Annotated in this window: 20 protein-coding genes and 1 pseudogene; 12 read left to right on the top strand and 9 right to left on the bottom strand. The window is 70.6% G+C overall.

Going from position 1 to position 23,535, the window contains the following annotated elements; genetic code table 11:
• The first annotated feature begins 18 nt into the window (after window positions 1–18).
• From ACZ7CD_RS24870 to ACZ7CD_RS24850, 5 genes are all read left to right on the top strand, one after another.
• Window positions 19–342, top strand: a complete 324-nt coding sequence (locus ACZ7CD_RS24870) for a plasmid stabilization protein (protein WP_470375362.1) — start codon at window positions 19–21, stop codon at window positions 340–342.
• Window position 343: 1 nt separating this feature from the next.
• On the top strand, window positions 344–1,009 hold the full coding sequence (locus tag ACZ7CD_RS24865; protein ID WP_360384493.1) for a hypothetical protein: 666 nt from the start codon (window positions 344–346) through the stop codon (window positions 1,007–1,009).
• A gap of 18 nt (window positions 1,010–1,027) precedes the next feature.
• Entirely contained in the window at window positions 1,028–1,582 is a 555-nt protein-coding gene (locus ACZ7CD_RS24860) for a hemerythrin domain-containing protein (protein ID WP_360384491.1), read from the top strand.
• A 96-nt stretch (window positions 1,583–1,678) separates the two neighbouring features.
• Window positions 1,679–2,248 (top strand): hypothetical protein, encoded by a 570-nt coding sequence (locus tag ACZ7CD_RS24855; RefSeq protein WP_470379764.1) that lies wholly within the window; start codon window positions 1,679–1,681, stop codon window positions 2,246–2,248.
• A gap of 441 nt (window positions 2,249–2,689) precedes the next feature.
• On the top strand, window positions 2,690–5,302 hold the full coding sequence (locus ACZ7CD_RS24850; RefSeq protein WP_470368972.1) for an ABC transporter substrate-binding protein: 2,613 nt from the start codon (window positions 2,690–2,692) through the stop codon (window positions 5,300–5,302).
• A 70-nt stretch (window positions 5,303–5,372) separates the two neighbouring features.
• Here ACZ7CD_RS24850 and tsaA read toward each other — a convergent pair whose 3' ends face one another.
• The 3 genes from tsaA to ACZ7CD_RS24835 all read right to left on the bottom strand — a co-directional run bounded on the left by tsaA (window position 5,373) and on the right by ACZ7CD_RS24835 (window position 8,182).
• Window positions 5,373–5,768, bottom strand: a complete 396-nt coding sequence (gene tsaA / locus ACZ7CD_RS24845) for a tRNA (N6-threonylcarbamoyladenosine(37)-N6)-methyltransferase TrmO (RefSeq protein ID WP_458432666.1) — start codon at window positions 5,766–5,768, stop codon at window positions 5,373–5,375.
• Window positions 5,765–7,147, bottom strand: coding sequence for a protein adenylyltransferase SelO (locus ACZ7CD_RS24840; RefSeq protein WP_470368973.1), 1,383 nt, complete (start codon window positions 7,145–7,147; stop codon window positions 5,765–5,767). Before ACZ7CD_RS24840 ends, tsaA begins: the two co-directional genes overlap by 4 nt.
• An 81-nt stretch (window positions 7,148–7,228) precedes the next feature.
• Window positions 7,229–8,182 carry a LysR family transcriptional regulator gene (locus tag ACZ7CD_RS24835; RefSeq protein ID WP_470379763.1) on the bottom strand — a complete coding sequence of 318 codons (954 nt, stop codon included), beginning with the start codon at window positions 8,180–8,182 and terminating at the stop codon, window positions 7,229–7,231.
• A 145-nt stretch (window positions 8,183–8,327) separates the two neighbouring features.
• Here ACZ7CD_RS24835 and ACZ7CD_RS24830 point away from each other — a divergent pair, with 145 nt between their 5' ends.
• A complete protein-coding gene (locus ACZ7CD_RS24830) occupies window positions 8,328–9,392 on the top strand; it encodes a YbfB/YjiJ family MFS transporter (RefSeq protein ID WP_470379762.1) in 1,065 nt (354 codons plus the stop codon).
• Window positions 9,393–9,526: 134 nt separating this feature from the next.
• A complete protein-coding gene (locus ACZ7CD_RS24825; RefSeq protein ID WP_360384475.1) occupies window positions 9,527–10,045 on the top strand; it encodes a hypothetical protein in 519 nt (172 codons plus the stop codon).
• Here ACZ7CD_RS24825 and ACZ7CD_RS24820 read toward each other — a convergent pair.
• Window positions 10,012–12,732, bottom strand: a complete 2,721-nt coding sequence (locus ACZ7CD_RS24820; RefSeq protein ID WP_470379761.1) for an AfsR/SARP family transcriptional regulator — start codon at window positions 12,730–12,732, stop codon at window positions 10,012–10,014. The genes ACZ7CD_RS24825 and ACZ7CD_RS24820 overlap by 34 nt on opposite strands.
• A gap of 120 nt (window positions 12,733–12,852) precedes the next feature.
• On the opposite strand from ACZ7CD_RS24820, the gene ACZ7CD_RS24815 reads away from it, so the two are divergent.
• Window positions 12,853–13,302, top strand: a complete 450-nt coding sequence (locus ACZ7CD_RS24815) for a hypothetical protein (protein WP_470379760.1) — start codon at window positions 12,853–12,855, stop codon at window positions 13,300–13,302.
• Here ACZ7CD_RS24815 and ACZ7CD_RS24810 read toward each other — a convergent pair.
• Complete coding sequence (locus ACZ7CD_RS24810; protein WP_360384469.1) at window positions 13,299–13,655, bottom strand: HNH endonuclease; 357 nt, start codon at window positions 13,653–13,655, stop codon at window positions 13,299–13,301. The two genes, ACZ7CD_RS24815 and ACZ7CD_RS24810, sit on opposite strands and share 4 nt — an antisense overlap.
• On the bottom strand, window positions 13,639–14,568 hold the full coding sequence (locus ACZ7CD_RS24805) for a LysR family transcriptional regulator (protein ID WP_470376387.1): 930 nt from the start codon (window positions 14,566–14,568) through the stop codon (window positions 13,639–13,641). Before ACZ7CD_RS24805 ends, ACZ7CD_RS24810 begins: the two co-directional genes overlap by 17 nt.
• A gap of 100 nt (window positions 14,569–14,668) precedes the next feature.
• On the opposite strand from ACZ7CD_RS24805, the gene ACZ7CD_RS24800 reads away from it, so the two are divergent.
• On the top strand, window positions 14,669–15,688 hold the full coding sequence (locus tag ACZ7CD_RS24800; protein WP_470379759.1) for a TDT family transporter: 1,020 nt from the start codon (window positions 14,669–14,671) through the stop codon (window positions 15,686–15,688).
• Window positions 15,689–15,989: 301 nt separating this feature from the next.
• Here ACZ7CD_RS24800 and ACZ7CD_RS24795 read toward each other — a convergent pair whose 3' ends face one another.
• Window positions 15,990–17,258 (bottom strand): hypothetical protein, encoded by a 1,269-nt coding sequence (locus tag ACZ7CD_RS24795; RefSeq protein WP_470376402.1) that lies wholly within the window; start codon window positions 17,256–17,258, stop codon window positions 15,990–15,992.
• Window positions 17,259–17,393: 135 nt separating this feature from the next.
• Window positions 17,394–17,591 (bottom strand): annotated as a pseudogene (locus ACZ7CD_RS24790) (helix-turn-helix domain-containing protein); the annotation flags it as partial.
• Between the two features lie 144 nt (window positions 17,592–17,735).
• Here ACZ7CD_RS24790 and ACZ7CD_RS24785 point away from each other — a divergent pair.
• On the top strand, window positions 17,736–20,909 hold the full coding sequence (locus ACZ7CD_RS24785; RefSeq protein ID WP_470379758.1) for an RHS repeat-associated core domain-containing protein: 3,174 nt from the start codon (window positions 17,736–17,738) through the stop codon (window positions 20,907–20,909).
• Window positions 20,910–22,386: 1,477 nt separating this feature from the next.
• On the opposite strand, the gene ACZ7CD_RS24780 is transcribed toward ACZ7CD_RS24785, so the two are convergent.
• Window positions 22,387–22,512 carry a hypothetical protein gene (locus ACZ7CD_RS24780; RefSeq protein ID WP_470379757.1) on the bottom strand — a complete coding sequence of 42 codons (126 nt, stop codon included), beginning with the start codon at window positions 22,510–22,512 and terminating at the stop codon, window positions 22,387–22,389.
• A gap of 231 nt (window positions 22,513–22,743) precedes the next feature.
• Here ACZ7CD_RS24780 and ACZ7CD_RS24775 point away from each other — a divergent pair, with 231 nt between their 5' ends.
• Together ACZ7CD_RS24775 and ACZ7CD_RS24770 are read left to right on the top strand one after the other, a co-directional pair.
• A complete protein-coding gene (locus ACZ7CD_RS24775; RefSeq protein ID WP_360384459.1) occupies window positions 22,744–23,052 on the top strand; it encodes a DUF1540 domain-containing protein in 309 nt (102 codons plus the stop codon).
• 205 nt (window positions 23,053–23,257) lie between these two features.
• Window positions 23,258–23,535: transposase (locus ACZ7CD_RS24770; RefSeq protein ID WP_470379756.1), on the top strand; the 278-nt coding region annotated here is incomplete at its 3' end.

Raw genomic sequence — 23,535 nt, 5'->3', positions numbered from 1 at the left:
GGCCAGCGGGAGGTCATCATGCCACGCGGATCGAACGCCAAACGTGAACGCCAGTACGAGCACATCGAGGACTCGGCCCGCAGCCGTGGTGAGTCACCCGCGCGGGCGAAGGAGATCGCCGCGCGCACGGTGAACAAGAACCGCGCCCAGGCCGGTGAGTCCAAGACCGCCAGCCGATCGTCCACGAAGGACAAGTCGCCGCAGCAGCGCGGCGGGCAGCGGTCCCACAGCGGCGCCCAGGGCCCCACGCGCGACCAGCTCTACAACGAGGCCAGGCAGCGCGGGGTCAAGGGCCGCTCGTCCATGACGAAGAAGGAGCTCGCCCACGCCCTCGGACGCTGACGTGCCACCCACCACCACTGTCGAGGACAAGGGCTCCACGCTCACGATCCTCACCACCGAGCACTACACGCTGCAGATGGTGCGCAGCGCGACGATCGCCGACGCGTCCAGCCGGGCGGGCCACCTGCTCACCACGATCTCCGCGTCGATGATCGCGCTGGGGTTCGTGGCCCAGGTCGTGCCGCTGCCGGTGCTGCTGACGCTGATGCTGGTGATCTTCACGGGCCTGTTCCTGATCGGCCTCGCCACGCTCTTCCGCACGGTCGAGCTCGGCGTCGAGGACGTCCAGGCCGGCCTGGGGATCAACCGCATCCGGCACATGTACGGCGACATCGAACCCTGCACCAGGGACGTGTTCGTCCGGCAGGTGCACGACGACACGGTCGGCGTCGAGGTCGACTCCGGCCAGACCGCCTGGCGCAACGCCCGGCGGCCGCGGCTCATCGGCACCGCGCTGAGCGTGGCCGGTCTGGTGAACCTCGTGAACGGCCTCGTCGCGGGCGCCATCGCGGGCGCAGCGGCCGGACTGCTGCACGCCGGCCTCACCTGGTCGATCGTCATCGGCCTCTGCGTGGCCACCGTCGTGATCACCGCCTTCGGGGTGGCGCTCGGCCGCATCGGCCGCCGCGGCGTCGCACCGATCAACACCCGCTTTCCCAGGAACTGACCAACGAGGAGAACCACCGTGCAGTACGACGTCGTCGACCTGATCATGCAGGACCACCGCGAGGTCGAGCGCCTGTTCGACGAGCTGAAGAACCACCCGGAGAAGCGACCGCTGCTCACGCCCGTCCTGTGTGGACTGCTCGTCGCGCACAGCCGGGCCGAGGAAGCCGAGGTGTACCCCGTGGCCCAGCAGGAAGCCGGCGAGTCCGACGAGGTCGAGCACAGCCAGGAGGAGCACGCCGAGGCGGAGCAGCTCCTCGCGAAGCTGCTCGACGCCGAGATGGACTCCCCGCAGTACGAGCAGATGCTGCAGAAGGTCATCGACTCCATCACCCACCACGTGGAGGAGGAGGAGAAGACCGTGCTGCCCGGCATGCGCAAGCGCCTCAGCGCCGAGCGCCGCTACGAGCTGGGGGAGAAGTTCGCGCGCAGCCGCGCCGACCACCTCGGTGAGATGCCCGGCCAGGCCACCCGCGAGGAGCTGCTGCTGCAGGCGAAGAACATGGGTGTTCCCAACGCCTCCAGCATGAGCAAGGAGCAGCTGAAGAAGGAGCTGCAGAAGGCCGCCTCCTGATCGCCGTCGTCCGGCCGGGAAGTTCACCCGACCGGACGACAACCCGGCCCCCGTCCGCTTCCGTCTTCATCGGCGGAACCAGACGGGGGTCGGAATGTGAAGAAGGCACTGCTGCTCATCGCGTTGACCTTGGCCGTGGCCTCGTGCGGCCAGAACAGCTCGGGTGAGCTCCGCTCGGCGCAGCCCACCACCGCGGTGAACGATCCGGTGGTGTCGGCCGCCGCGGACGTCGTCCAACCGGTGCTGGAGTCGAGGTACACCGCCACCTACGCGGGTCTGGAGGTCCGCGGCGACACGCTGGTGGTCCACCGCAAGCCTGATCCGGCGCTCGACGCCGAGATCGCGGGACTCGCACCGCATGCGCGCATCCTGTTCCAGGACGCCCGGTACACCAAGTCGGAGATGCAGGCAGCGGTCACGCGGGTGATGGACGACCGCGAGCACTGGAAGAGCCGGGGCGCGGACGTGAACGTCGCCGGCCCGAAGACGGACGGGTCCGGTGTCGAGGTGGGCACGGCCGAGGAACCACCGGCGGACCTCGCGGCACAGCTGCAGGACCGCTATCCGGGCATGGCCTTCAGCGTGCGCAGGCAGGGCACGGTCGTGTTCCCGGTGTACACGGGACCGGTGCCCGTGCTGCCGAGCTCACCGGTGCGGAGCAGGTGAACGGCTAGGCCGACCTGCGCGAAGGGTGCGCCCCGGCGCCCGCGACCGCACGGCGGCGACTCGGCCGGCGCAGCGGGACCACAACCCCGCGGCAGAGCACCCGACCCGCCGCCTCACGACCGGCCACAGTGGACTGCGGCAGCGGCTCCGGCGTCGGCGGGATGGGGTCAGGGTCCGGGCCCGCCGGACGCGGCTGGTCGGGGCCGGGCTGCGGCGGCTCCGGCTGCGGCGGAACGGGCTGGCTCGCGGCAGGCTGGCGCGCAGAGGGCTCGATCATGACCGCCGTATACCCACAACTCCCGTGTTTTCACACCCCTGAGCTCATCGCGTGGATTCGTGGTCGGCACGAATTCCGTCGTTCCGGCTAATGAGCACCTCCCTTGACCCGACAATCCGCTGGGTGCCGGTCCCGTTTGGGACCAGCGGAACGGGAGGGCGCCGATGGTGACGGCCAAGGACTGGTTCGTCGGGGAGGACCAGGCCGACGGACTGCACTTCCTGGGTGCGGTCGAGCTCGTCGCGTTGCTGGACCGGCTCTCGCGGCGCCCGCGCTGGCCCGCGCGGGACGTGCCGCTGCCGATCGTGTTCCTGCGCAGGCCTCCCGGCGCGGCCGGTCCGCTCGAACCGCTCGCGAGCAGGCCGGAGACCGCGCGCGGCAAGCGGATCGCGTGCGCACGGGTCGACGGCGCCGACCCGGTCACGCCCGAGTCGCGGCGGGCGGTCCTCGACGACGCGATCGGCCAGCTCGCCGGCAAGGTGCCCGGCGCGGCGCGGCTGCGGTTCCCGCACTACGCGCTCGTCGGGTGGCTGCTGGCGCTGACCCTGCCCGAGGACGGCGACGCCGAGGACGAGGAACGGCACATCGCCCGCGCGTTCCGCGCCCACGTCCGCGGCCGGATGCGGATGAACATCGGGCCCGACGGGTCGCAGGACCTGGCCCAGGACTTCCCGTGGTGGATCCGGCTCGTCATCACCCTGGCGCCGCGGCTCGGGCTGGCGCTGACGGCGCTGCTGTGGCGCCCGGCGACGTGGGTGGGGGAGCAGCCGGTCGGCGGCCGGTCGCGGGGCGGGCTCTACCGGCTGGCCCGCGCGTTCGTGAAGGAGCACCTCGCAGAGCGGCACGCGGACGAGGTCGGCGACCTGCTGGTGCGCGCGTTCCTGGAGGACCTGCGGCGCTCGCACCGGCGGTGGTCGCTGTGGGGGACGGGACGGCGGCGCACCGGCTACCCGTGGCTGCTGGTGGAGAACGCCGGTCCCGCCGGTGGCGACAGCACCGGCCGGTGGCTGCTCGACTCGATCGGCCGCGCCCGCAACACCGTCACGGTCCACAAGGGACAGTCCTGGCGGGCGAACTCGCTGAGCCGGCCCGATCCGCTGCTGGTGATCGCGGCGGGCGAGTCCGCGCAGGCACCGGCGAGGCACGCGGCCGACGCGTCGGCGGGCTACCGCAGGTGGCTCGTGCAGCTGGCCCGGTCGGACAACTGGCTGCTGGAGCTGCAGACCGACGCCTCCGAACCGGCACCGGGCGTCAGCGGCGCGTTGTCGGACATGGGGCCCATGCGGCTCCGCCGTGCCGTGGCCGCACCGCTGGCGATGGTGGTGCTCGCCGCTCTCGTGGCCGCCGTGCCGTTCGTCAACCACGCCCGGTGCGAGCCGTGGTGGTCCCCGTCGGTGCGCGCGCCGCTGGAGCGGGTCGGCGAGGAGTGCATCGGCGTGTCCGCTGACCCGTTGCGCCACTTCATGCCGCCGTCCGTGCCGGAGGAGGTGCGGCCCTCGCTGCAGGACGTCTACGGCCGGATCATGGCCGAGAACGACAAGGCCGCCACCCGGCCGGACGCCATCACGATCGTGTTCCTGAGCGTGCTGACCCCGAGCACCGCCAACAGCTACACGGCCCTCGTCGAGGAGCTCCGCGGCGTGTGGGTGGCGCAGAAGACCAGTGACGTGCCCATCCGGATGCTGCTGGCCAACGGCGGCGAGGGACCGGGTGGCCGCGGTCTGGCGTCGGGCGACCTGGCGGCGGACAAGATCATCGAGCTGGCGGCGCGCGACCGCAGCGTGGTCGCGGTGACCGGGTTGTCGATCAGCACCGACACGGCCAAGTCGGTGGTGAAGCGGCTGGGCAGCAGCGCGTTGCCGGTGATCGGTTCGCTGACCTCGGCCGACGACATGGCGACGATCAACGAGTACTACTACCAGATCGGACCCAACAACCTGCGCGAGGCGGCCGTGGCGGCGTTCTACGCCAAGTGGCGGCTGGGCGTGTCGAACGTGGCGATCTTCTACTCCGGCGATCCCACCGACCGCTACAGCCAGAACCTCGCCGACGACGCGAAGACCGCGTTCGCGCTGCTCGGTATCGCGGTCGACCAGTACAAGTCCTACCGGGTCGCCAACGACGACGAAGGCCTCGCACCAGCGAGCCTCGGCCAGGGCGCCTGCCCGTCCGCCGGGAAACCGGGCTACGCGGTGTTCTACGCGGGCCGGGCCCAGTTCCTCGCGGAGTTCCTGCGCGGCATGAACAGCAGGTGCCAGGGCAGCACACCGCCGGTGCTCGCGAGCGACTCGTCGACCCGGTTCATCCTCGAGGGCACGATGGCGCAGTTCCCCAACGTGCGGCTGGACTACCTGTCGTTCGCGAGCCCCGCGGCGTGGTCGGACTGCGCGATGGTGCCGTTCTACAAGAACTACCTCGACGTGTTCCGCCAGACGTGCCAGCAGCTCGGCGACGGCCGGTCCGCCGCCTCCTACGACGCCATGCAGGTGCTGGCGGAGGGCATCCGGCAGGTGCGCCGCACGGATCCGGGCGCGCGGGTGCGGGAGGGACTGCTCGCGGGCATCGGCAGCATCCGGCCGGACAACGCGATCCAGGGCGCCACCGGCAAGATCGGGTTCGGTGCCGCGACCCGCCTGCCGGTGGACAAGGCCGTGCTCGTGCTGCGCGCCAACACCGACACGACCTCGACACCGCTGCTGCTGTGCGGCGAACTGCCGTTCCGCGGCGGGCTGGCCGCAGGCCTGGAACCAGACGAGGGCTGCCCCCGCGACCCCTGACCCCCTGCCGGCATCTGCAAGTACTACCAACTCTTGCAGATGCCCGGGCAGCAAGGAGGGGAGGAGGTGGTCAGCGTTCGTCGGCCAGGACCGGCTTCACGTCGACCACCGGTGTGCCGTCGAGTGCCTCCAGGCCGCTCACCCGGAACTTCTGGCCCTCGACGCCGGTGACCAGCACCCGGTGCAGGCCGATCGGGTTCGGCCGGTCCGGCGACCGGGTGCTGAACACGCCGGTCTCCGGCCGGTCCTCGTCACCGCGCGGGTGCACGGCGAGCACCGCGCGGTCTGCCCGGTCCAGCCAGGTCAGCAGCAGGACCTCCTGGCCTGCCTGCAGTTCCGCCATCGCCCGCGCGTACTGGGGCACGACGACGACCCACGCCTCCGGTGCGCCCTCGTCACCCTGGCGGGGTGCGGAAGCGCGGTCGGTGAGCGGTGACTCGACGTGCCCGATCGGGAACAGGTTCATGTGCCACAGAATGTCTGGTAGCTCTCGCTGAAGTCGCGCGGGGCCGGTTCCGCGTACCGCTCCAGCCCCTCGCGCTCGTCGTAGGGCCGGCGCACCGCGTCCAGCAGCCGCTCGAACGGCCCCAGGTCACCCCCGGTCGCCGCCGCGAGCGCCTCCTCGACCAGGTGGTTGCGCGGCACGTAGACCGGGTTGACCGCCGCCATCGCCGCCGTGTCCGGGCCCTCCGCACGCCACCGCGCGAGCCACGCGTCGACGCCGGCCAGGTCCAGGACGAGGTCGCGCGGGTTGCCCCTGGTCAGGTGGTGGAAGAACGACGTGTGGTCCACGTGGTTCTCGTGCAGCAGCTTGAGCAGGTCCCCGATCAGCTGGTCGTCGCCGGCACCGCCCAGCTTGGCCCGCATGCCCTCCTGCCACGCCGTCAGGTACCGGCCCTCGAACTCCTCCAGCACACCGACGGCCTTCTTGACCGCCGCGTCCTCGTCCTCGTCGAAGAGCGGCAGCAACGCCTCCGCGAGCCGTGCGAGGTTCCACTGCCCGATGCCCGGCTGGTTGCCGTACGCGTACCGGCCGCGGTGGTCGATCGAGCTGTACACCGTCGCCGGGTCGTACGCCTCCATGAACGCGCACGGCCCGTAGTCGATCGTCTCGCCCGAGATCGTCATGTTGTCGGTGTTCATCACGCCGTGGATGAACCCGAGGTGCATCCACTGGGCGATGAGCCTCGCCTGCCTGCCGACGACCTCGCGGAAGAACTCCAGGTAGGAACGGCCGGGGTAGTGGCGTGCGATCGCGTGGTCCGCCAGCCGCCGCAGCAGGTCCAGGTCACCGGTGTTGCGCGCGTACTGGAAGCTCCCGACCCGCAGGTGGCTCGCCGCCACCCGTGCCAGCACCGCACCCGGCAACGGCGTCTCGCGGTGCACGGTGGCGCCCGTGCCCACGACCGCGAGCGACCGGGTGGTCGGCACGCCCAGCGCGTGCATCGCCTCGCTGACGACGAACTCGCGCAGCATCGGCCCGACCGCCGCCAGCCCGTCACCACCGCGGGCGAACGGCGTCCGGCCAGAGCCCTTGAGGTGCAGGTCCCGCAGCTGCCCGTCGACCTCGATCTCGCCGAGCAGCAGCGCACGGCCGTCACCCAGCCTGGGGGAGTAGCCGCCGAACTGGTGGCCCGCGTAGGCCTGGGCGACGCCCTCCGCCGCGTTGCCGGTGAGGAACCGCAGGCCGTCGCCGGTGCGCAGCCAGGCGGGGTCGAGGCCGAGCTCGCCGGCCAGCGGCTCGTTGAGGGCCAGCAGGGTCGGGTCCCCGACCTCCGCCGCCTCCCAGGCGACGGCCATCTCCGGGACGGCGGTGGCGAACTGGGTGCCGAGAGTGGTGCTCACGTCCTTCACGGTACGGGGGTGCCCGTCACGACAGCGCCCATGCCCGTTCCACCCCCGGCGCGATCCTCACCAGGGTGACCGTTACGCGTGTTCCGGCGGCGACCCGCTCGGAACCGGTCGAGCCGCGCGCCACGGGTCGTCGGCGGGCAGCCACACGCCGGGCCGGTGCAGCCCCAGGTCGCCCACGCCCCGCGTGATCGCCTCGGCCGCGGCCAGCACGGTCGGCCGCACCTCGTCGGCCCGCCGCACCAGCGACCACGTCCACAGCACCTCCGGCTCGACGACCGGGCGCGCCACCAGGTCCGGCGGCAGCGGCGTGGTCTGGCCCTTGGGCGAGTTCAGCACCGGTGTGACGCAGCGCCGCACGTGGTCGAAGAACGCGGGCCCGGTGATCGCGCCGTTGTCGATCCGCACGACCCTCGCGCCGGAGAACTCCGCGAGCTCCTCGGCGTACTCGTTCCACGACCGCCACGAGGTCACGTCGTCGTCGACCAGCACCGCCAGGTCCCGCGCGCGCACCGGGCTCGTGTCGGTGCCGGGGGAGACCGCGTAGAGCCGGTCGGCGCCGAGCAGGTCGGCGGTGAGCCCGAGCCGGTCGAGGTCGGCCGCCCGCACCCAGCACACCGCGAGGTCGAGGCTGCCGTCGGCGACCCGCGCGGCCTGCGCGTGCGACGGCACCACCCAGGCGTCGACGTAGAGCGGTGCAACCCCGGCGGTGCGCAGCGACAGGTCCGGCGGCACCCAGTTCACGTAGCCGATCCGCACCGGCGACGACCCGGACAGCTGCTGCGCCTGCTTGCGCAGCTCGTCGGCCCGGTCGAGCAGCGCCCGCACCTCTGGCAGCAACGCCGCCCCGGCCGCCGTCAGCGCCACCGTGCGGCGGTCCCGGTCGAACAGCGCCACGCCCAGCGACCGTTCCAGCGCCTTGACCTGTTGCGACAACGACGGCCCCGCGATCAGCAGCCGCGCGGCCGCCCGGCCGAAGTGCAGCTCCTCGGCGACGGTCACGAAGTACCTGAGTTGACGCAGCTCCACGGTCTCATCGTAGGAGGCTGCGCCTTCCACCAGAGAGATGGACGGTCGTGGAGATCACGGGTGTGCGAACGCACGATGGGAGCATGGAAGTCGAACTCGTCGTGCAGTCCGAAGTGGACCCTTTGTGGCGTCGGGTGGTCCGACGGTGAGTGCCCGCGCCGCCGTTGCCCTCGCGGCGGGCATGGGCCTCGGCCGGTTCGCCTACACGCCGATCCTGCCGCTGATGACCGCCCAGGCCGGGCTCACCGCGTCGGCGGGCGCCGGTCTGGCCACGGCCAACTACCTCGGCTACTTCGCGGGGGCGGTGGCCGCGACGGCCGCGCGGCTGCACACGCGGGCGGTGCACCGGGCGGCGCTGGTGGTGCTCACGCTGTCGCTGGCGGGCATGCCGCTGACCCACGGCGTCGTGGCGTGGTCCGCGCTGCGGTTCATCGCGGGAGCAGCCAGCGCGCTGGTCTTCGTGCTCGCCGTCAGCACCCGGCCCGGCTGGGGGATGAGCGGTGTCGGCGCCGGCATCGCACTGTCCGGGGTGGTCGTGCTCGCCGACAGCCGCTGGCAGGTCTCGTGGTGGCTGGTCGCGGGCCTGTCCGCGCTGTTCACCGCCCTGGCCTGGCAGCTGCGCCCGGTTCCGCGCCCTCGTACCGCGACCGCGCGCGGCGGCTCGTTCCCCTGGCTGTTCGCGGGGTACGCGCTCGAAGGCGTCGGCTACATCATCGCCGGGACGTTCCTGGTCGCCGCCGCCGGTCCGCTGGGCAGCGGCGCGTGGGTCCTGACCGGCCTGGCCGCCGCCGCGTCACCGTTCCTGCTCGCCCGCCTCGACCAGCGGCGCGCGTTGACCGGCGCCCTCGTGGTGCAGGCCGCCGGCATCGCACTGCCCGCGCTGAGCACGGACCCGGTCGTCGTGGTCCTGGCCTTCGTCCTGTTCGGCGCCACGTTCCTCGGCATCGCCCTCACCGCGCTGAACCTCGGCGCCGGCCTGCACCCGAACTCCGCCGCCCTGCTGACGGCCGGCTACTCCGCTGGTCAGGTCGCGGGCCCGCTGCTGGCGTCCCCGCTGCTCAGCCGCGGCTACCAGCCGGCCCTGCTGCTCGGCGCGGCCGTCGTGCTCACCGCCGCCGGGGTGATCGCGCTTCCACGCCCAGATCCGCCGCGCCCGTCCAGGAGGAGGAGCAGTGAAAAGTCAGTCACAGCAACAGGAAGCACCGGCTGATGAGCAGTCCTGCGTCCACGCCTGACCCTCCGGTACCGGCACCCCGGGTGTATCCGCGGTGTATCGGCCGTGGATGGGATGCGGCAAGGCTCCTGACCGCGACACAGCAGGTCATGCGAAGAGGGGATTCTCCGATGCGTTTCACCACAGTGACGGCCGCGGTCGTCGGCGTACTGGGCGCGGCTCTGATCAGCACCGCCGCCCCCGCCAACGCCACCGAGCAGTACACCGGCACCAGCGCGGTCGAGGTCGCGGCGCCGTGGCTCGAGGACACCGCGTCCGTGCCGGCGGCCGAGGGCGACTTCACGATCCAGCAGACGGCGGCCGGTGCCGTCAACTGGATGTCCAGCCGCCGCGGCAGCACCGCCTACGAGGGCTACTGCGAACGCGCCGTGCGGCTCGCGTGGGACCGCGCCACGCACCACGCCTCGGCGATCGACCACTGGCGGTCCTCCGACGGCACCCGCCGCACCACGGGCACGCCGCCCAAGGGCGCGTTCGTCTTCTGGAACATCAGCCAGTACGGCCACGTGGGCATCGCCGACGGCAACGGCGGCTTCTGGTCGACCAGCGTCGGCGGCAAGATCGGCCACGCCGGCTCGGTCGGCTACTTCAGCAACTACCTCGGCTGGAAGCCCGGCAACAGCAACTGACCGAGTGCACCCGCCGCGCGCGCCAGCGTGCGCAGCGCGGCGGGTTCGCCCTCCCGGTTGCCGGTGCGGCGGTAGGTCTCCAGCGCCTGCTGCACCAGGTCGTGCGCGGCCTCCGGGCAGCCGTTCGACAGCAGCGCCTCGGCCAGCTCCACCTGCGCGAACGCCGTGCACCGCTCGTCGGTGAGGTCCTGCAGGATCGACACGGCCCTGCGCGCGGAGACGAGCTCGGCGTCGTGCTCGCCCAGGGAGCGGTGCAGGGCGGAGAGCCGGACCAGCACCAACGCCTCCCGGTGCGCGTCACCGAGGTCCGCCGCGAGCCTGCGGCCGCTCATCAGCCACACGCGCGCCGACTCCTGGTCGCCCAGCGAACCGTGCACCCCGCCGACCGACGCCCGCAGGTGGGCGACGGAGTGCAGGTCACCGGCCGTCTCCAGCAGCTCCAGCGCCTCGGTGTAGCAGGCCATCGCCCGCTCGTGCTCGCCGCGCAGCCGCCAGACCGTGCCCACGCCCGCGATCGAGATGCCCTGGCCGCGCGGGTCGCCGGCCACGCGGTAGAGGTCCCGCGCCGCGAGCATGCCGCGTTCGGCGTCGTCGAACTCGTCGCGGTAGATGTGCACCTGCGCGATGCCCCGCAGCAACGCCGCCCTGCCCTCGGCGGACCTCGTGACCGCCAGCGCCCGCCGGTGGGTGCGCGCCCAGTCGTCGTAATGGCTGTGCAGGTCGAAGTACGGCACGCACGCCGCCGCCAGCTGCCACGCCACGTCGTCGAGCCCGGCCGCCGCGGCCAGCTCGACCGCGCCGCACAGCGTGCGCCGTTCCGCCTCGAACCACCCGACCGGTTCGGCCAGCAGGTGCTCGGGCGCCCGCACCGCGGCGACCGGGGCGATGGTCGTGCCGAACGTGACCGGCAGCCGACGTGCCGCCGTGACGGCGAGCCACAACCACGTGCGCAGCGTGCGGTCGAGCGTCTCCGCCCGGTCCGGGAGCGCGTCGGCCAGCTCCAGGGCGTGGCACCGCAGCAGGTCGTGCAACCGGTAGCGGGGCTGCCCGAGGCGGTCGGTCCCGCACGCCTCCAGCAGGTGCGCGTCGACCAGCCCGTCGAGCAGGTGCTCACTGTCCGGCCGGTCCAGCAGCGCGTCCACGACCCAGCCGGGGAAGTCGTGCGGCCCCAGCAGCGCCAGCCGCACGAACGCGGCCGCCTCGTCGGCAGGCAGCTGCCGCACGCTCAGGTCGAAGCTCGCCCGCACCGCCAGCTCACCGGAGGACAGCTCGCGCAGCCGCGTCGACTCGTCCACCAGCCGCGCCCGCAGCACCCGCAACGGCCACCCGCCCCGACCGGCCAGCCGCGCGCCCGCGACCCTGATCGCGAGCGGCAGGTGCCCGCAGGCCGCCGTGATCGCCGCCGCCTCGTCCGGCTCGGCTTCCACCCGATCGCGTCCGGCGATCCCGGTCAGCAGCTCCGCTGCCTCCGCCGGTGCGAACGGCAGCAGCTCCACCTGCCGCGCACCGGGCAGCTCCGACAGCCGCCGCCTGCTCGTGAAGAGCACCCCGCACCCCGCCGCACCCGGCAGCAACGGCTGCACCTGCCGCACCGACGCCGCGTCGTCGAGCACCACCAGCACCCGCCGCCCCGCGAGCTTCGAGCGGAACAACGCCGCCCGCCCCGCCTCCCGCGACGGCAGCCCCGCACCGGTGATCCCGAGCGCGTGCAGCAGTTCGGTGAGCACGTCGGCCGGGTCGCGCGGTCGTTCGGCCGTGCCGCCGAGGTCGACGTAGAGCTGCCCGTCCGGGAAGTGCGCGGCGACCTCGTGCGCCACCCTGACCGCGAGCGTCGACTTGCCCACGCCCGGAGCGCCGGTCACGCCCGCGACCGCCACCTTGCCGCTGTCGCGCAACGCTTCGGCGAGCTCGGCGATCTCCGTGGCGCGTCCGCAGAAGTCGGCGACCGACGGCGGTAGCTGCCGGATCGGCGGTGCGTTGTCTTCTTCTTCGCCGCGCAGCACGGCGAGATGTGCCTCTTTCAGCACAGGGCCGGGTTCGAGTCCCAGATCGTTCGCGAGCCGTGCGCGCATGTCCGTGTAGACCTTCAACGCCTCGACGCGCTGGTTCGTGCGCTTCAACGCGATCATCAGCTGATAGCAGATGCTCTCGCGATAGGGGTGCACTTCGAGGAGGGCGCGCATCTCCGCGATGACCTCGTCGCCCTGTCCCCGTGCCACCTGCAACGCCAGTCGCTGCTCGGTCGCCGTCAGCCGCGCTTCCTCCAACCGGGTGATCACGGGCTGCCACGCGTCGTTCTCCGGCAGGTCCTCGACCGGCCGGCCGCGCCACAACCCCTCCGCGGTCCGCAGCAGGTCGAGTGCGTCGCCGCTGGTGCGCGCCTCGGTGACCAGGTGCTCGAACCGCAGCGCGTCGAGCTCGTCGGGCGTCAACGCCAGCACGTAACCCGTGCCGTTCGTGCGCAGGCATTCGCCGAGGACCTGCCGCAACTGCCACACGTACGTGCGAACGTTCGCGACCACGGACCGCGGCTTGCTCTTCGGCCAGAGGACCTCGACGATCTGGTCGAGGGACACGGCGCTGTTCGCGTTCAACGCGAGATGAGCGAGCAACGCCCGCTGCTTCACCCCGCCCAGGCCCATCCGGCTGCCGTCCCGCCACACCTCCAGCGGCCCCAGCACGTTCACCCTGGTGATGGCCCCTCCTCTGGCGTGTTCCCGCTGACAGCAGCCCGCGCACGCGGCAGGATAGCGGCGGCAGCCCGCCGCCAAGACCCATTCGCCAGAAGATGTGGTAGCTCGTCAACCATGCACAAGCGTCACCTCGTCGCACTCGCGCTGCTGCTGAGCGCCTGCGGCTCCGAGACGTCGGTTCCCGCGATCGCGCCGACGTCCGCCCCCGAGCAGACCGTCTCGCCGCTGGCCGACCAGCACGCCCGCCTCGACGCCATCGGCACCCTCCTCACCTCCTGCGTCACCCGCCTGCGCGGCGAGCCCGTCGACCCCGCCGACAACTGCGCGAAGGTCATGCCGGACGTGTCCGAGGTGATCGACGAGGTGGAGAAGAAGGGCGACCGGCTCTCGCCCACGACCCGCACCGCCGTCGCGGACGTGCGCAAGCAGCTCGGGGAGATCCAGTCGTGCGAACCGTGGTTCGCCGCGGGCGGTCAGACCGCCGATCCCCGGTTGGACCAGCGGTGCCGTGACGCGTGGGACGCACTCTTCAGGAGCTACTCCGCCATCCGCAACGCCGCCTAGGGCTGCTCGAACCGCGTCGTGAGCACCGACGAGATCTCGTGGTGCCGCAACAGGAACGCCTTCTCGTCCAGCTTCTTGCGCCGCAACCACCCGGTGACCTCGGCATTGCACTTGCTGGCGTTGCACGACCCGCACGCGGGCACGACGTTGCCCAGCGTGTACCGGCCACCGCGCGACAACGCCTGCACGCAGTCCTTCTGCAACGAGCCGGCCGCGGAACCGCAGTAGGCGCAGCCGCCCCACGAGGACTTCAGCGCGTCCCACTGCGCGTCGGAGAGGTCGTGGGCGACGCGCGCCATCCGCTTGCGGCGTTTGCGTGCCGCGCGCACCTGTTTGCTACCGCCGGTCGCCACGGGGTGGAAGCGTACGCATCGCGATGGTCAACAGGTCGGAGGCGGGGCCGCGGGGTGCCCTGCCCCTGGTCCACACGGCGCGCAGCGCGCGGTCGAGGTTGAGGTCGGTCACCTCGACGCGGACCAGCGCGCGGGTCGCCAGGTCGGTGGCGACCGCGTGGGCGCTGAGCACGGCCGGGCCGATGCCGCCGGTGGCCGCCGCCTTGATCGCGGTGGTCGAGGACATCTCCAGCAACGGGTCCGCGGTGATCTCCAGGTCGATCCCGCGCAGCGCCGACCGCAGCGCCTGCCGGGTGCCTGAGCCCTGTTCGCGCGACACCAGCGGCGTGGCGGCCAGCGTGGCGGCGGTGATCCTGCGGCGGCGGGCCCACGGGTGGCCGGGCGCGACGACCAGCACCAGCTCGTCGTGGCCGACGACGCGGCTGTCGAGACCGGCGGGCACGTCGGTGCTCTCGATGAAACCCAGGTCGGCGCGGTCGGCGAGCACCTGGTCGGCGACGTGCGCGGAGTTGCCCGCCGTCAGGACGGTCGCGGTGTCCGGGCTGACCGTGCGCAACGCGATCAGCCACGCCGGCAGCAGGTACTCGGCCACGGTCAGGCTCGCGGCGACCTTCAGGTGGCTCTGCCGGTCGGCGCGCAGGCTCGTCAGACCGGCGTCGAGGTCCGCCGCCTTCGCGAGCACCGGTGCCGCCCAACCGGCGACGAGCTGCCCCGCCGTGGTGAGCGTCGCGCCGCGCGAGGTGCGTTCGAGCAGCGCCACGCCGACGCGGGCCTCCAGCACCCGGAGGCGTTCGCTCGCCGACGGCTGGGACATGCCGTGGGCCTTCGCGGCACGGCCGATGCTGCCGAGCTCCGCGACGCTCAGCAGCAGCTCGTAGCTGACGAGGTCGGTGACGCGTCCCGGCAAAGGCATAGGGGCAGCCTATGTCGTCATCGGAGATCGGTGCCTACCGAGGTGGGCGCGCGCAGGGCACCTTGGTGTCGTGACCGCTCTCGCACCTCACCCACACACCGTGCCCCATGAGGTGCGACGAGCGGCGCCCTTCGGCCCCAACCTGTTCGCGTCCGTGATGGGCACCGGCATCGTCGCCACTGCGGCTGCCTCGCTCCCGCTGCACGTCCCCGGTCTGCGCACCGCGGCGACGTTCGTGTGGCTGCTGGACGCGGCACTGCTGGTGTTCCTCACGGTTGCCGCAGTCCGCAGCTGGACGTGGGCGACCGTGCGCGCGCAGCTGCGCGACCCGGTGATGGCGCACTTCTGGGGCGCGCCCGCGATGGGGTTGATGACGGTCGGCACCGGCGCGCTGCTGCTGGGCGCCGACCTCGTCGGCCTGACCGCGGCGCTCGCGATCGACTGGACGCTGTGGACGCTCGGCACCGTGCTGGGCCTGGTGACGTCGGTCGTGGTGCCGCTGCGGATGTTCGGCAGCGGTGAGCTGCCGTTCGCCGGCTGGCTGATGCCGGTCGTGCCGCCGATGGTGTCCGCGGCGTCCGGCGCGCTGCTGGCCGCGCACCTGCCGCCCGGCCAGTTCCAGCAGACGATGGTCCTGCTCTGCTACGCGTTGTTCGGCGTGAGCCTCTTCGCGACGGTCTGCCTGGTGCCGCAGATCTGGCACCGGCTGGTGCAGCACGGCCCCGGCGGTGCGGTGCCGACGCTGTGGATCGTGCTCGGCCCGCTCGGCCAGTCGATCACCGCCGCGAACCTGCTCGCCGGCGTCGCGGTGCTGCCCGGCCAGACCGCGTTCGCCGTGCTGTACGGCGCGACCACGTGGGGCTTCGCCCTGCTGTGGGTGGCCATCGCGACCGCGGCGACCGTGCGCGCGGCACGGGCCGGGATGTCGTTCGCGTTGACGTGGTGGAGCTTCGTCTTCCCCCTCGGCACGCTGGTGACCGGCACGAGCGCGCTGGCCGCGAAGGTCCACTCGCCGATGTTCGTCGTCGTGGCCGTCGTGCTCTACGCGGCCCTGGCGCTGTCGTGGGCGACCGTGGCGGTGCGCACGATCACCAGTTTCGTGAGTCCCCGCGTGCGTTAGGCGCGGCTGGACCACGTCGAGCCGCGGTGCGGCGGAGGCGGTCTGCGCGGCGTGCGCGACCACCTGCGCGTCGCGTGGAGCAAGTCAGCGGCGACAGATCGAAGTTGGTCGTCGTGATGCATGAAGTGCGGGAATCAGCTCGGTGAGGACGTAGCGCTGCCGTGCAGTGGCAACCATTCGAGACTTGCTGACGGACGTCATACCGCTGGGCAGATCGCGCGGGCGTACCGTTTGAGCCTTCCTCCCCGCCCTCTCGGGACGTCCGATCCCTCAACGATCTTGTCCGGGCGGACTCGCCTTTCTAGTCCCTTGGCAGCTGCACGATGAGTACCGGTGTCCCGGTGACCGTGAGGCTGTCGCCTGCGTGCACTGGCCGGCTGGTGCCGTCGAGGGTGCGCACCTCTGTGGCGTCTGGTGGGAGGGCTGTCGTCGCGGTGTGCTCGTGGGTCCAGCGGATCGTGAGCAGCTGACCGTCGTCCGCGGTGAACTCGCATTGCCACACGGTGGCAGGCAGGCCGACGGCGAGCCCTTGACCGCATCCCCGGGTCCTGGTGCGGGTCAGCCACCGTTGCAGCTCCTCCACCGCGAGTGCGGCGCTCGTGGGTGGGCTGCCGACGGTCTGCAGCGTGATGGGCAGGCCGCCACCGCCCCAGTTGTAGAAGTAGGTTCGTTCGAGGTTGAAGCGGGAGCCGTGGATCGCGACCAGGTAGAAGCGTGTGGCGTAGTCGATCGCACGCTGCTCGTCCAGCCGTTCGTCGCGCACGTATTCATAGGTGACACCGGTGTTCCACAGGCGTGGGTGCACGCCCGCGTCGTGCAGGGCACCGTCGATCTGTTGCAGGAGGTCGATCATGGTTTCCGGCGGGTCAGCCGCGCGTTGCTGATGCAGTTTGAGTCCTGCGACATCGCAGTGGTCGTAGCCGCGCAGCTCGGTGAATTCGCGCAGTACGGAGCGGCCCTCGTACGTCCACAGCCGATCGATCGAGGGGCACACCACGACCGCTTGCGGGTCGGCGGCCTTGATGGCGCGCCCGGCAAGCTTGGTCATCTCGACCAGAGTGGCCGTCGTACCGGAGAAGTAGCGCTGGTCGTTGGCGTGGACCCAGACCTCATAGGCGTCGATCCGGCCGTGGTAACGGGTTGCCACTGCGCTGACGAACTGTTCCCACACGGTCAGGTCGTCGGGCGGCGCGCTACGCGAACCGTCTCCGTACGGTGCCTTCGGCCCGGCGGGCGCGGCCCACTCCGGTGTGCCGCCGAACACCAGCGTGGCCGGCAGATCTGCCTTCCGCGCGCCGACGACGAGGCGGTCGAGGACGGTCCAGTCATAGGTGTCGCGCCGCGGCTGCAGCCTCGCCCACCGCGTACCACTGTCCCAGAACCGCAGACTGCCGACCCGGAACGACGGCATCACCCCGCTCGACGAGGATGCCGTCACGCCGAACAGCGACGGAGCCAGCGGCTGCTCGCGCTGCCAGGACGGACCGGTGATCTGCCGCTGCGCGGCAACGGGTCCGACGTCCGTGCCGCTGGCTGCCAGCGACACCAGGACGAGCGCGAGCATGAGCACGACGCACACCCGGGACAGGGCGCGCGTGCGCGGCAGAGACCGAGGAAGTGCACGAGGTTCCGGTGCTCGATCCGCGGTGTGCGGCATCACCGGTCGGCCTGTCGCCGCCCTCCACTGCGCGAGCAGTTCGACCAGTTCCACGTCATCGGCTGAACAGGCCGTGGCAATTCCGACTACGGTCTGGTAGTCGGGCGGGACTGTTTTTCCAGAGCAATACCTGTGCAGGGTGGAACTGCTGACGTGTGCTTTTCTGCCCAACTCGGAATAGCTCAGTCCGCTCCGCTGCTTGAGCTTCGCAAGGTGGCACGCGAGTTCTTCGTTCCCTTCCGGCACACCTACCGCCCTCCCCAAGCTCAGGTGTCACGGGCCAGTATGGCAGTCATCCCATGCTCGGAGGTAGAGCCTGGTCAGGGCATGTCGCGCCATGTCGGGATGGTGGCGTGTTGTCCGGGTGCAGGTGCGTCGGCATCGTGTGGCGTGGCCGTGCGGTCACGAACATCGCGCGAAAACACAGGAAGTCCATTCACAGCCCAAGGGGATGATTTGTTAAACCGAAGTATGCTGTGCCGTCGTTCGGTGAACGCCGCAGTGGTTGCGCTGATGCTGCTTTCCGGCAGTGTCGTCGCGGTTGCGCCGACTCCGGCAGAGGCCGCCGCAGTACTGACTGCAGGCATGACCGGTCCTCGCCCATCGGCGACCCGGATTCCATTCTCGATCTCCGACAAGGTGTCCGCGTCGGTCGACGTCGGTACCGGCAATCTGCTGGTCACGACCTCCGACCTGGCGCTGCCCGGCATCCAGGGCGATCTTCAGCTGGGTCTGACCTACAACAGCCTGCGTCTGGGCACGGGCGCCGCGCTGCCGTCCGGATCGGCCGGCGCAGGATGGGCGATGAGGGTCGGCCAGGACACCAAGGTGGTCCTGAACTCCGACAACTCCGTGCTCTACCTCGCGCCCGAAGGCCGCGAGGGTCTGTTCCAGCCCTCCGGTGCGACGGCGTACACGGCACCTGCCGGTTTCAAGGTCGCGATGGTGAAGACCGCCTCGGGCTGGACGATCACCGACCACGACAGCAACTCGGTGTCGGCGTTCGACTCGACCGGACGGCTGGTGTCGATCAGGGACCGCAACGCCCAGACCTCCACGTTCACCTACACCTCCGGCAAGCTGACCCAGATCGTGTCGACCCGCGGCGGTACCGGTGCCCGGACGGCGAACCTCACCTGGTCGGGCAACCTCACCACCATCGCCCAGACCGGCGACGAAGGCACTCCCCGCAGCGTCGTCTACACCTACACCTCCGGCAAGCTGACCAAGATCACCGACCCGACCTCGCGGGACACCCGCTTCGGCTACGACGCGACCACCGGCGATCTGACCACGATCACCAACGGCGCCGGCAAGCAGACGGCCATCCAGTACGACACCTCGCACCGGGTCAAGAAAGTGACCCAGGAGAACCCGGCCGGCGGCGCGGCAACCCGATTCACCTACTACTCCGCCGGGGAGACGCTGGTCGCGAGCCCGAACAACACCGAGGCCACTCCCGCCAACGGCCCGCAGACCGACTACTTCCTCAACGCCCAGGAACTCGTGACGTCCGTGACCGACCCGCTCGGCCGGGGACGGGCCAAGACCTACACCCCGTTCCACGACGTCGCGACCTCGACCAGCGGCACCGGAGGCGTCACCGTCTTCGGGCACGACCCGGCCGTGAACGCCGGTGAGTCGCTGACCAGCATCACGTCGCCGACCGGGGCGAAGTCCACCGCCACCTACGCCAACACCGGAGCGGCGAGGTACCTGCCGTCCGGCGGTACCGATGAACAGGGCAACAACAAGCTGCTCACCTACGACGGCGCCGGCAACCCGCTCAGTTCGACCAACGCCACCGCGAGCGCGACTTCGAAGGTCGACTACAACGCCGACGGCACCCTCAACACCTCCACCGACCCGCGCGACAACCTCACCGACTACACCGCCAACACTGATCACCAGGTCACCGACATCACCCCGCCGGCCGGCTCGAGCCTGGAACCGACGGTGATCTCCTACGACGGGTTCGGACGGCTGCACGCAGTCCGCGACGGTCGCGGACTGCGCACGATCTACGCCTACGACCGCGCCGACCGGGTCAAGACCATCCAGTACTCCGACACCACGCCCGACGTGGCCTTCACCTACGACGATGCCGGGAACGTGCTCACCCGGACCGACGCCTCGGGCACGACGACGTTCACCTACGACGCTCAGAACCGGGTCACCTCGCGCACCGCGACCTCCGGCGGCGGCACACTGTCCTACGGCTACGACAAGGCAGGCAACCTGACGTCGAAGACCGACGCCCGCGGTACCACCGGCTACGTGTACGACGCGGCCAACCAAGTCACCGAGATGACCCTGCCGAACGGGCAGAAGACCGCTTTCGCCTATGACGACAACGGCAAGCGCACCGACACCTGGTTCAACGCCAACGTCTCCCGAACCACCTTCGCAGCCCACACGAAAACCGTCTTCGACAAGGCCGGTCGGATCTCACGGACCTGGACCTCACGCGCGTCCAACGACGCGACCAAGACGTTCGACACGGGGTTCTGCTACTCGCCCCACGTCGCCGGGCAAGCGTGCCCGTCGGCATCGGCCGGCACCGACACAGGTCTGATCAAGTGGTCGACCGACAACTTGAACTCCGCGCTGTCTCTCTACAGCTATGACACCTCCAACCGGCTCACCGCGGTCTCGAACCTCGGCGGTCACGACTACGCCTACACCTACGACAAGGCCGGCAACAGGCTCACTGCGAAGGTCGACGGCACCACCGCGCAGACCCTGACCTACAACACGGGCAACCAGATCTCGAACACCGGCTACAGCCATGACGCCGCCGGGAACCGCACCGCCGACCCGGCCCGGGGCAACTTCACCTACAACGCGGCAGGCCAAACGACCGCCCGTACTCAAGGATCATCTTCGAGCACCTACACATGGGGCGGTGGCGACCAGAACGAGCTCGTCTCCTCCACCACCGGGGGGAGCACAACGAGCTACGTCTACGGACGCAACGACACCAACGGTGTCCCGATGCTGCAGTCGATCACCAAAGACGGTCAAACCAGCTACATCGACACCGACCCCACCGGTTCCCCCATCGCCTTGCACACCCCTGCCGGAGTCCACTACTACGCGCTCGACAACCAGGGCAGCCCGGTCAACCTGATCACCAACGCCGGAGCCGTGTCCGCCACCTACACCTACGACCCCGCCGGAAAACAGCTCAGCGCCACCGGAACCGCAGCCTCGTCCAACCCCATTCGTCACACCCGAGGTCTGCTTGACGAGAACACCGGTTGGCTCAAACACGGCGTCCGCTGGCACGACTCGGCCACCGGCAACTGGACTGCTCTCGACCCCATCAGCCTGATCCTCGAGCCCGACATCGCCAGCCGGTACGCCTACGTCGGCGGCAACCCCGTCAACCGCGTCGACCCCACTGGCCTGTACGCCGATACCTCAAGGGCGTGTCTCGCCGGCGCCGTGGGTGCTGCCATCTACGCGTGGCCCGCCGGCCCTGGAGCTGTGACCGCCGCTGCTGCCGGAGCCTGCTTGACCGGCGTCATCACGAACTGGATATCGAACGGGCTCGGCGATTGATCCCACAACGAGGCCGTCCCTCAACACGCCGTATCGACAGGTGCTGAGGAAGTAGCCGCGGCACCCGCACAAATATCAGGGGTCATCGCGAGAAAGGTGGTCACCTGGTTTCGGCCAGGAGCGTGGTCGGGCGCTCGGCTGGGGTGTCCCAGTCGAGCGCTTTGCGTGGGCGGTGGTCCGGTTGTGCGGCATGACTTCCGGCAGACCTGCAAGAACCGCCATCACATGTGTCTTCGATGCGACCGCGGTGATGCGCCGCCGCCGCAGGCAGGCTCGGTCGGCTTTGGAGGAGTGGGCCTTGTCCGCGGCCACCGCACGGGAACGAGTCCGGGGTTGACCAGCTTGTTCGTCCCAGCCCCCGAGGAGAAGCTGCCTGCGCACGGACGGCTGCGGGTTCCGAGCCCCACTTCGGCACGAAGGTGTCGGGACACACCGCGAGACGCCGCCGCAGAGCGGGCAAACTGCGTCGGGCAAGCGTGCCGAGCCGGTATGCCTGTTCATGGCCGAAATCGCGGTTGCCGAGCAGGTGGGTCACGTGATCCTGGCCCGGAACCCACCTCCTTCAGCAGAAGCGCCGAGGAGGATTCCCGGTTCGCCAGGACGATGGCCGCATCGAGGGGTGTCGAGCGAATCAACGTTGTAGGCCCGCACGTTGAGCCGGCGCTTCTCCTGGCGTCGTGCTACCTCCCGTTCGGGAGCCTTCGGCCACGCGGCCAGAACGACCTGAACGCAGATGATCTCTCCTGGGGCCTCGCCGTTCGGACCGGTGAGCCTCTTCGCGTACTCGCTGTCGCCCTTGCCCTGGGTGGTCTTTTACGCTGAAAGTTCCCGTGCGCTCGTGCCGGCCGGCACGAAGGTGGTCTGCTCCTCGGCGACAACGACGCCGTCGAACCCGCCGGTGGACGTTCCGGAACCACCGGGCATGTGCAAGTGTGGTCGTGCCCAGCCCAGGTCGCGTGTCGGCTGCGGTGGACCGGAACACGTGACGAATCCCGTGTTGTCAGGTGGCCCGCTGTTACCGCGTTCACGATCTTGATGGTCGCGCTCTCACTGGCGAACATAGGCCGGTTGGCGGTAATTGGGGTGATCTGACAACGTTGTCATTCGCCTGTAACTGCAACCAACTCTGTGGTGGCAGCGTGAGAGCGTTTCCGCGCGCCGACGACGCGCAGCGCTTTCGCGACAGCGCCCTGACCTGCCAAAACAGGTTGGAAAAGGCTCGCTGCTCCCGCGATCATGACTTCCTGTGTTCAGATGAACACGGGATCAGTCCCGGGTTTGCGTGTTGGAGTTCCCCTTCCAGAGTGACCCAGTCGACTGCGCCGCCGAACACCGGGCTGCCGGGTTCGAGCAGTCGTCCTGCTGCGAGAGCGCCCACCGGCGCCGGGTCGAACCCGATGCCCGCCAGGAACTCCGCCACCAGCGCGACAGCGGCCGGGTCGTCGCCGGCGACGCCGAGTGCGCGGCCGGCGGGTGGTCAGTGGTTCATCGCGTCCACGACGACCTTGCCCGCGAACGGCGCCGGGTCGAGCTCGCCGAACCGGTGCCACGGGATCGCGAGGACCACGAGCCCGACGTCCGTGACCGACCGGTCCGCTCGCATGTGCGGACTGCGTGGAGATAGTCCACGGACGGGGGTGTTTGGATCGCGACCAGAATGGTGAGATGAATGCGGCCGCAGCATGTATCCGCAGCTCAACGCCCGGTTCCGGGTCATTGCCGAATCCCGAGAGGGAAGGCTATCCTAATTGCCGTTCGAATTGCGGGCCGTGGTGAGCGGTGGCATCGTCCGAATCACCGGACCACATTCCCACCACGGATCACAGGAGCGGACATGACCACCCTCGAGAACCCGGCGATGCCCGCCGTCCACGAGTGCACCGTGAGCGGCTGCTCCTACAACCACGACGGCTGCCACGCCTTCGCGATCACCGTGCGCGGTGACAACGGGGCTGCCGACTGCGGCACGTTCATCCCGCTGAGCACCAAGGGCGGCCTGGACAAGGTGATGGCCCAGGTGGGCGCCTGCACCCGGACCGACTGCGTGCACAACGCGTCGCTGGAGTGCACCGCGCAGAGCGTGCGGGTCGGGCAGGGCGAAGGCGACCACATGGCCAACTGCCTGACCTACCAGCCGCGTTGAGCTCGTAGCGCTCGAATAGCACCGCGGTCACGCATCCGGCGTGGCCGCGGTGCCGTCGTTCAAGCAGGGGCAGACGGCGTGCCGCGCACCGCCGCTAGGTCGTGTTTCAAAGGTGAGGTGATCGGCGGCGTGTCGGTGCCGGAACGTGGCGAGGTCTCCGGTAAGTGGGTTAGCGACCAAGCAAACCCGCAGTACCGGAGACCTCGTGGCCAGCGTAGCGGCAGCGGGGCGAGCCGACCTGACCGACGCGCAATGGGCGGTGCTGCAACCGCTGCTGCCCGTCGGTGCCAAGCCGGGGCGCCCGCCGAAGTGGAGCAAAAGGCAGTTGATCGACGGCATCCGATGGCGGGTGCGCGTCGGTGCCCTGTGGCGTGACGTCCCGCCTGACTACGGTCCCTGGCAGACCGTGTACGGGTTGTTCCGCCGCTGGCAACGGGCCGGAGTCTGGCAGCGGATTTTGACCGCGTTGCAGGCCCGTGCCGA

Source organism: Lentzea sp. NPDC036949, assembly GCF_055608075.1.
Note: the sequence above shows the minus strand (reverse complement) of the source record. Positions and strands in the feature narration are given on the sequence as shown.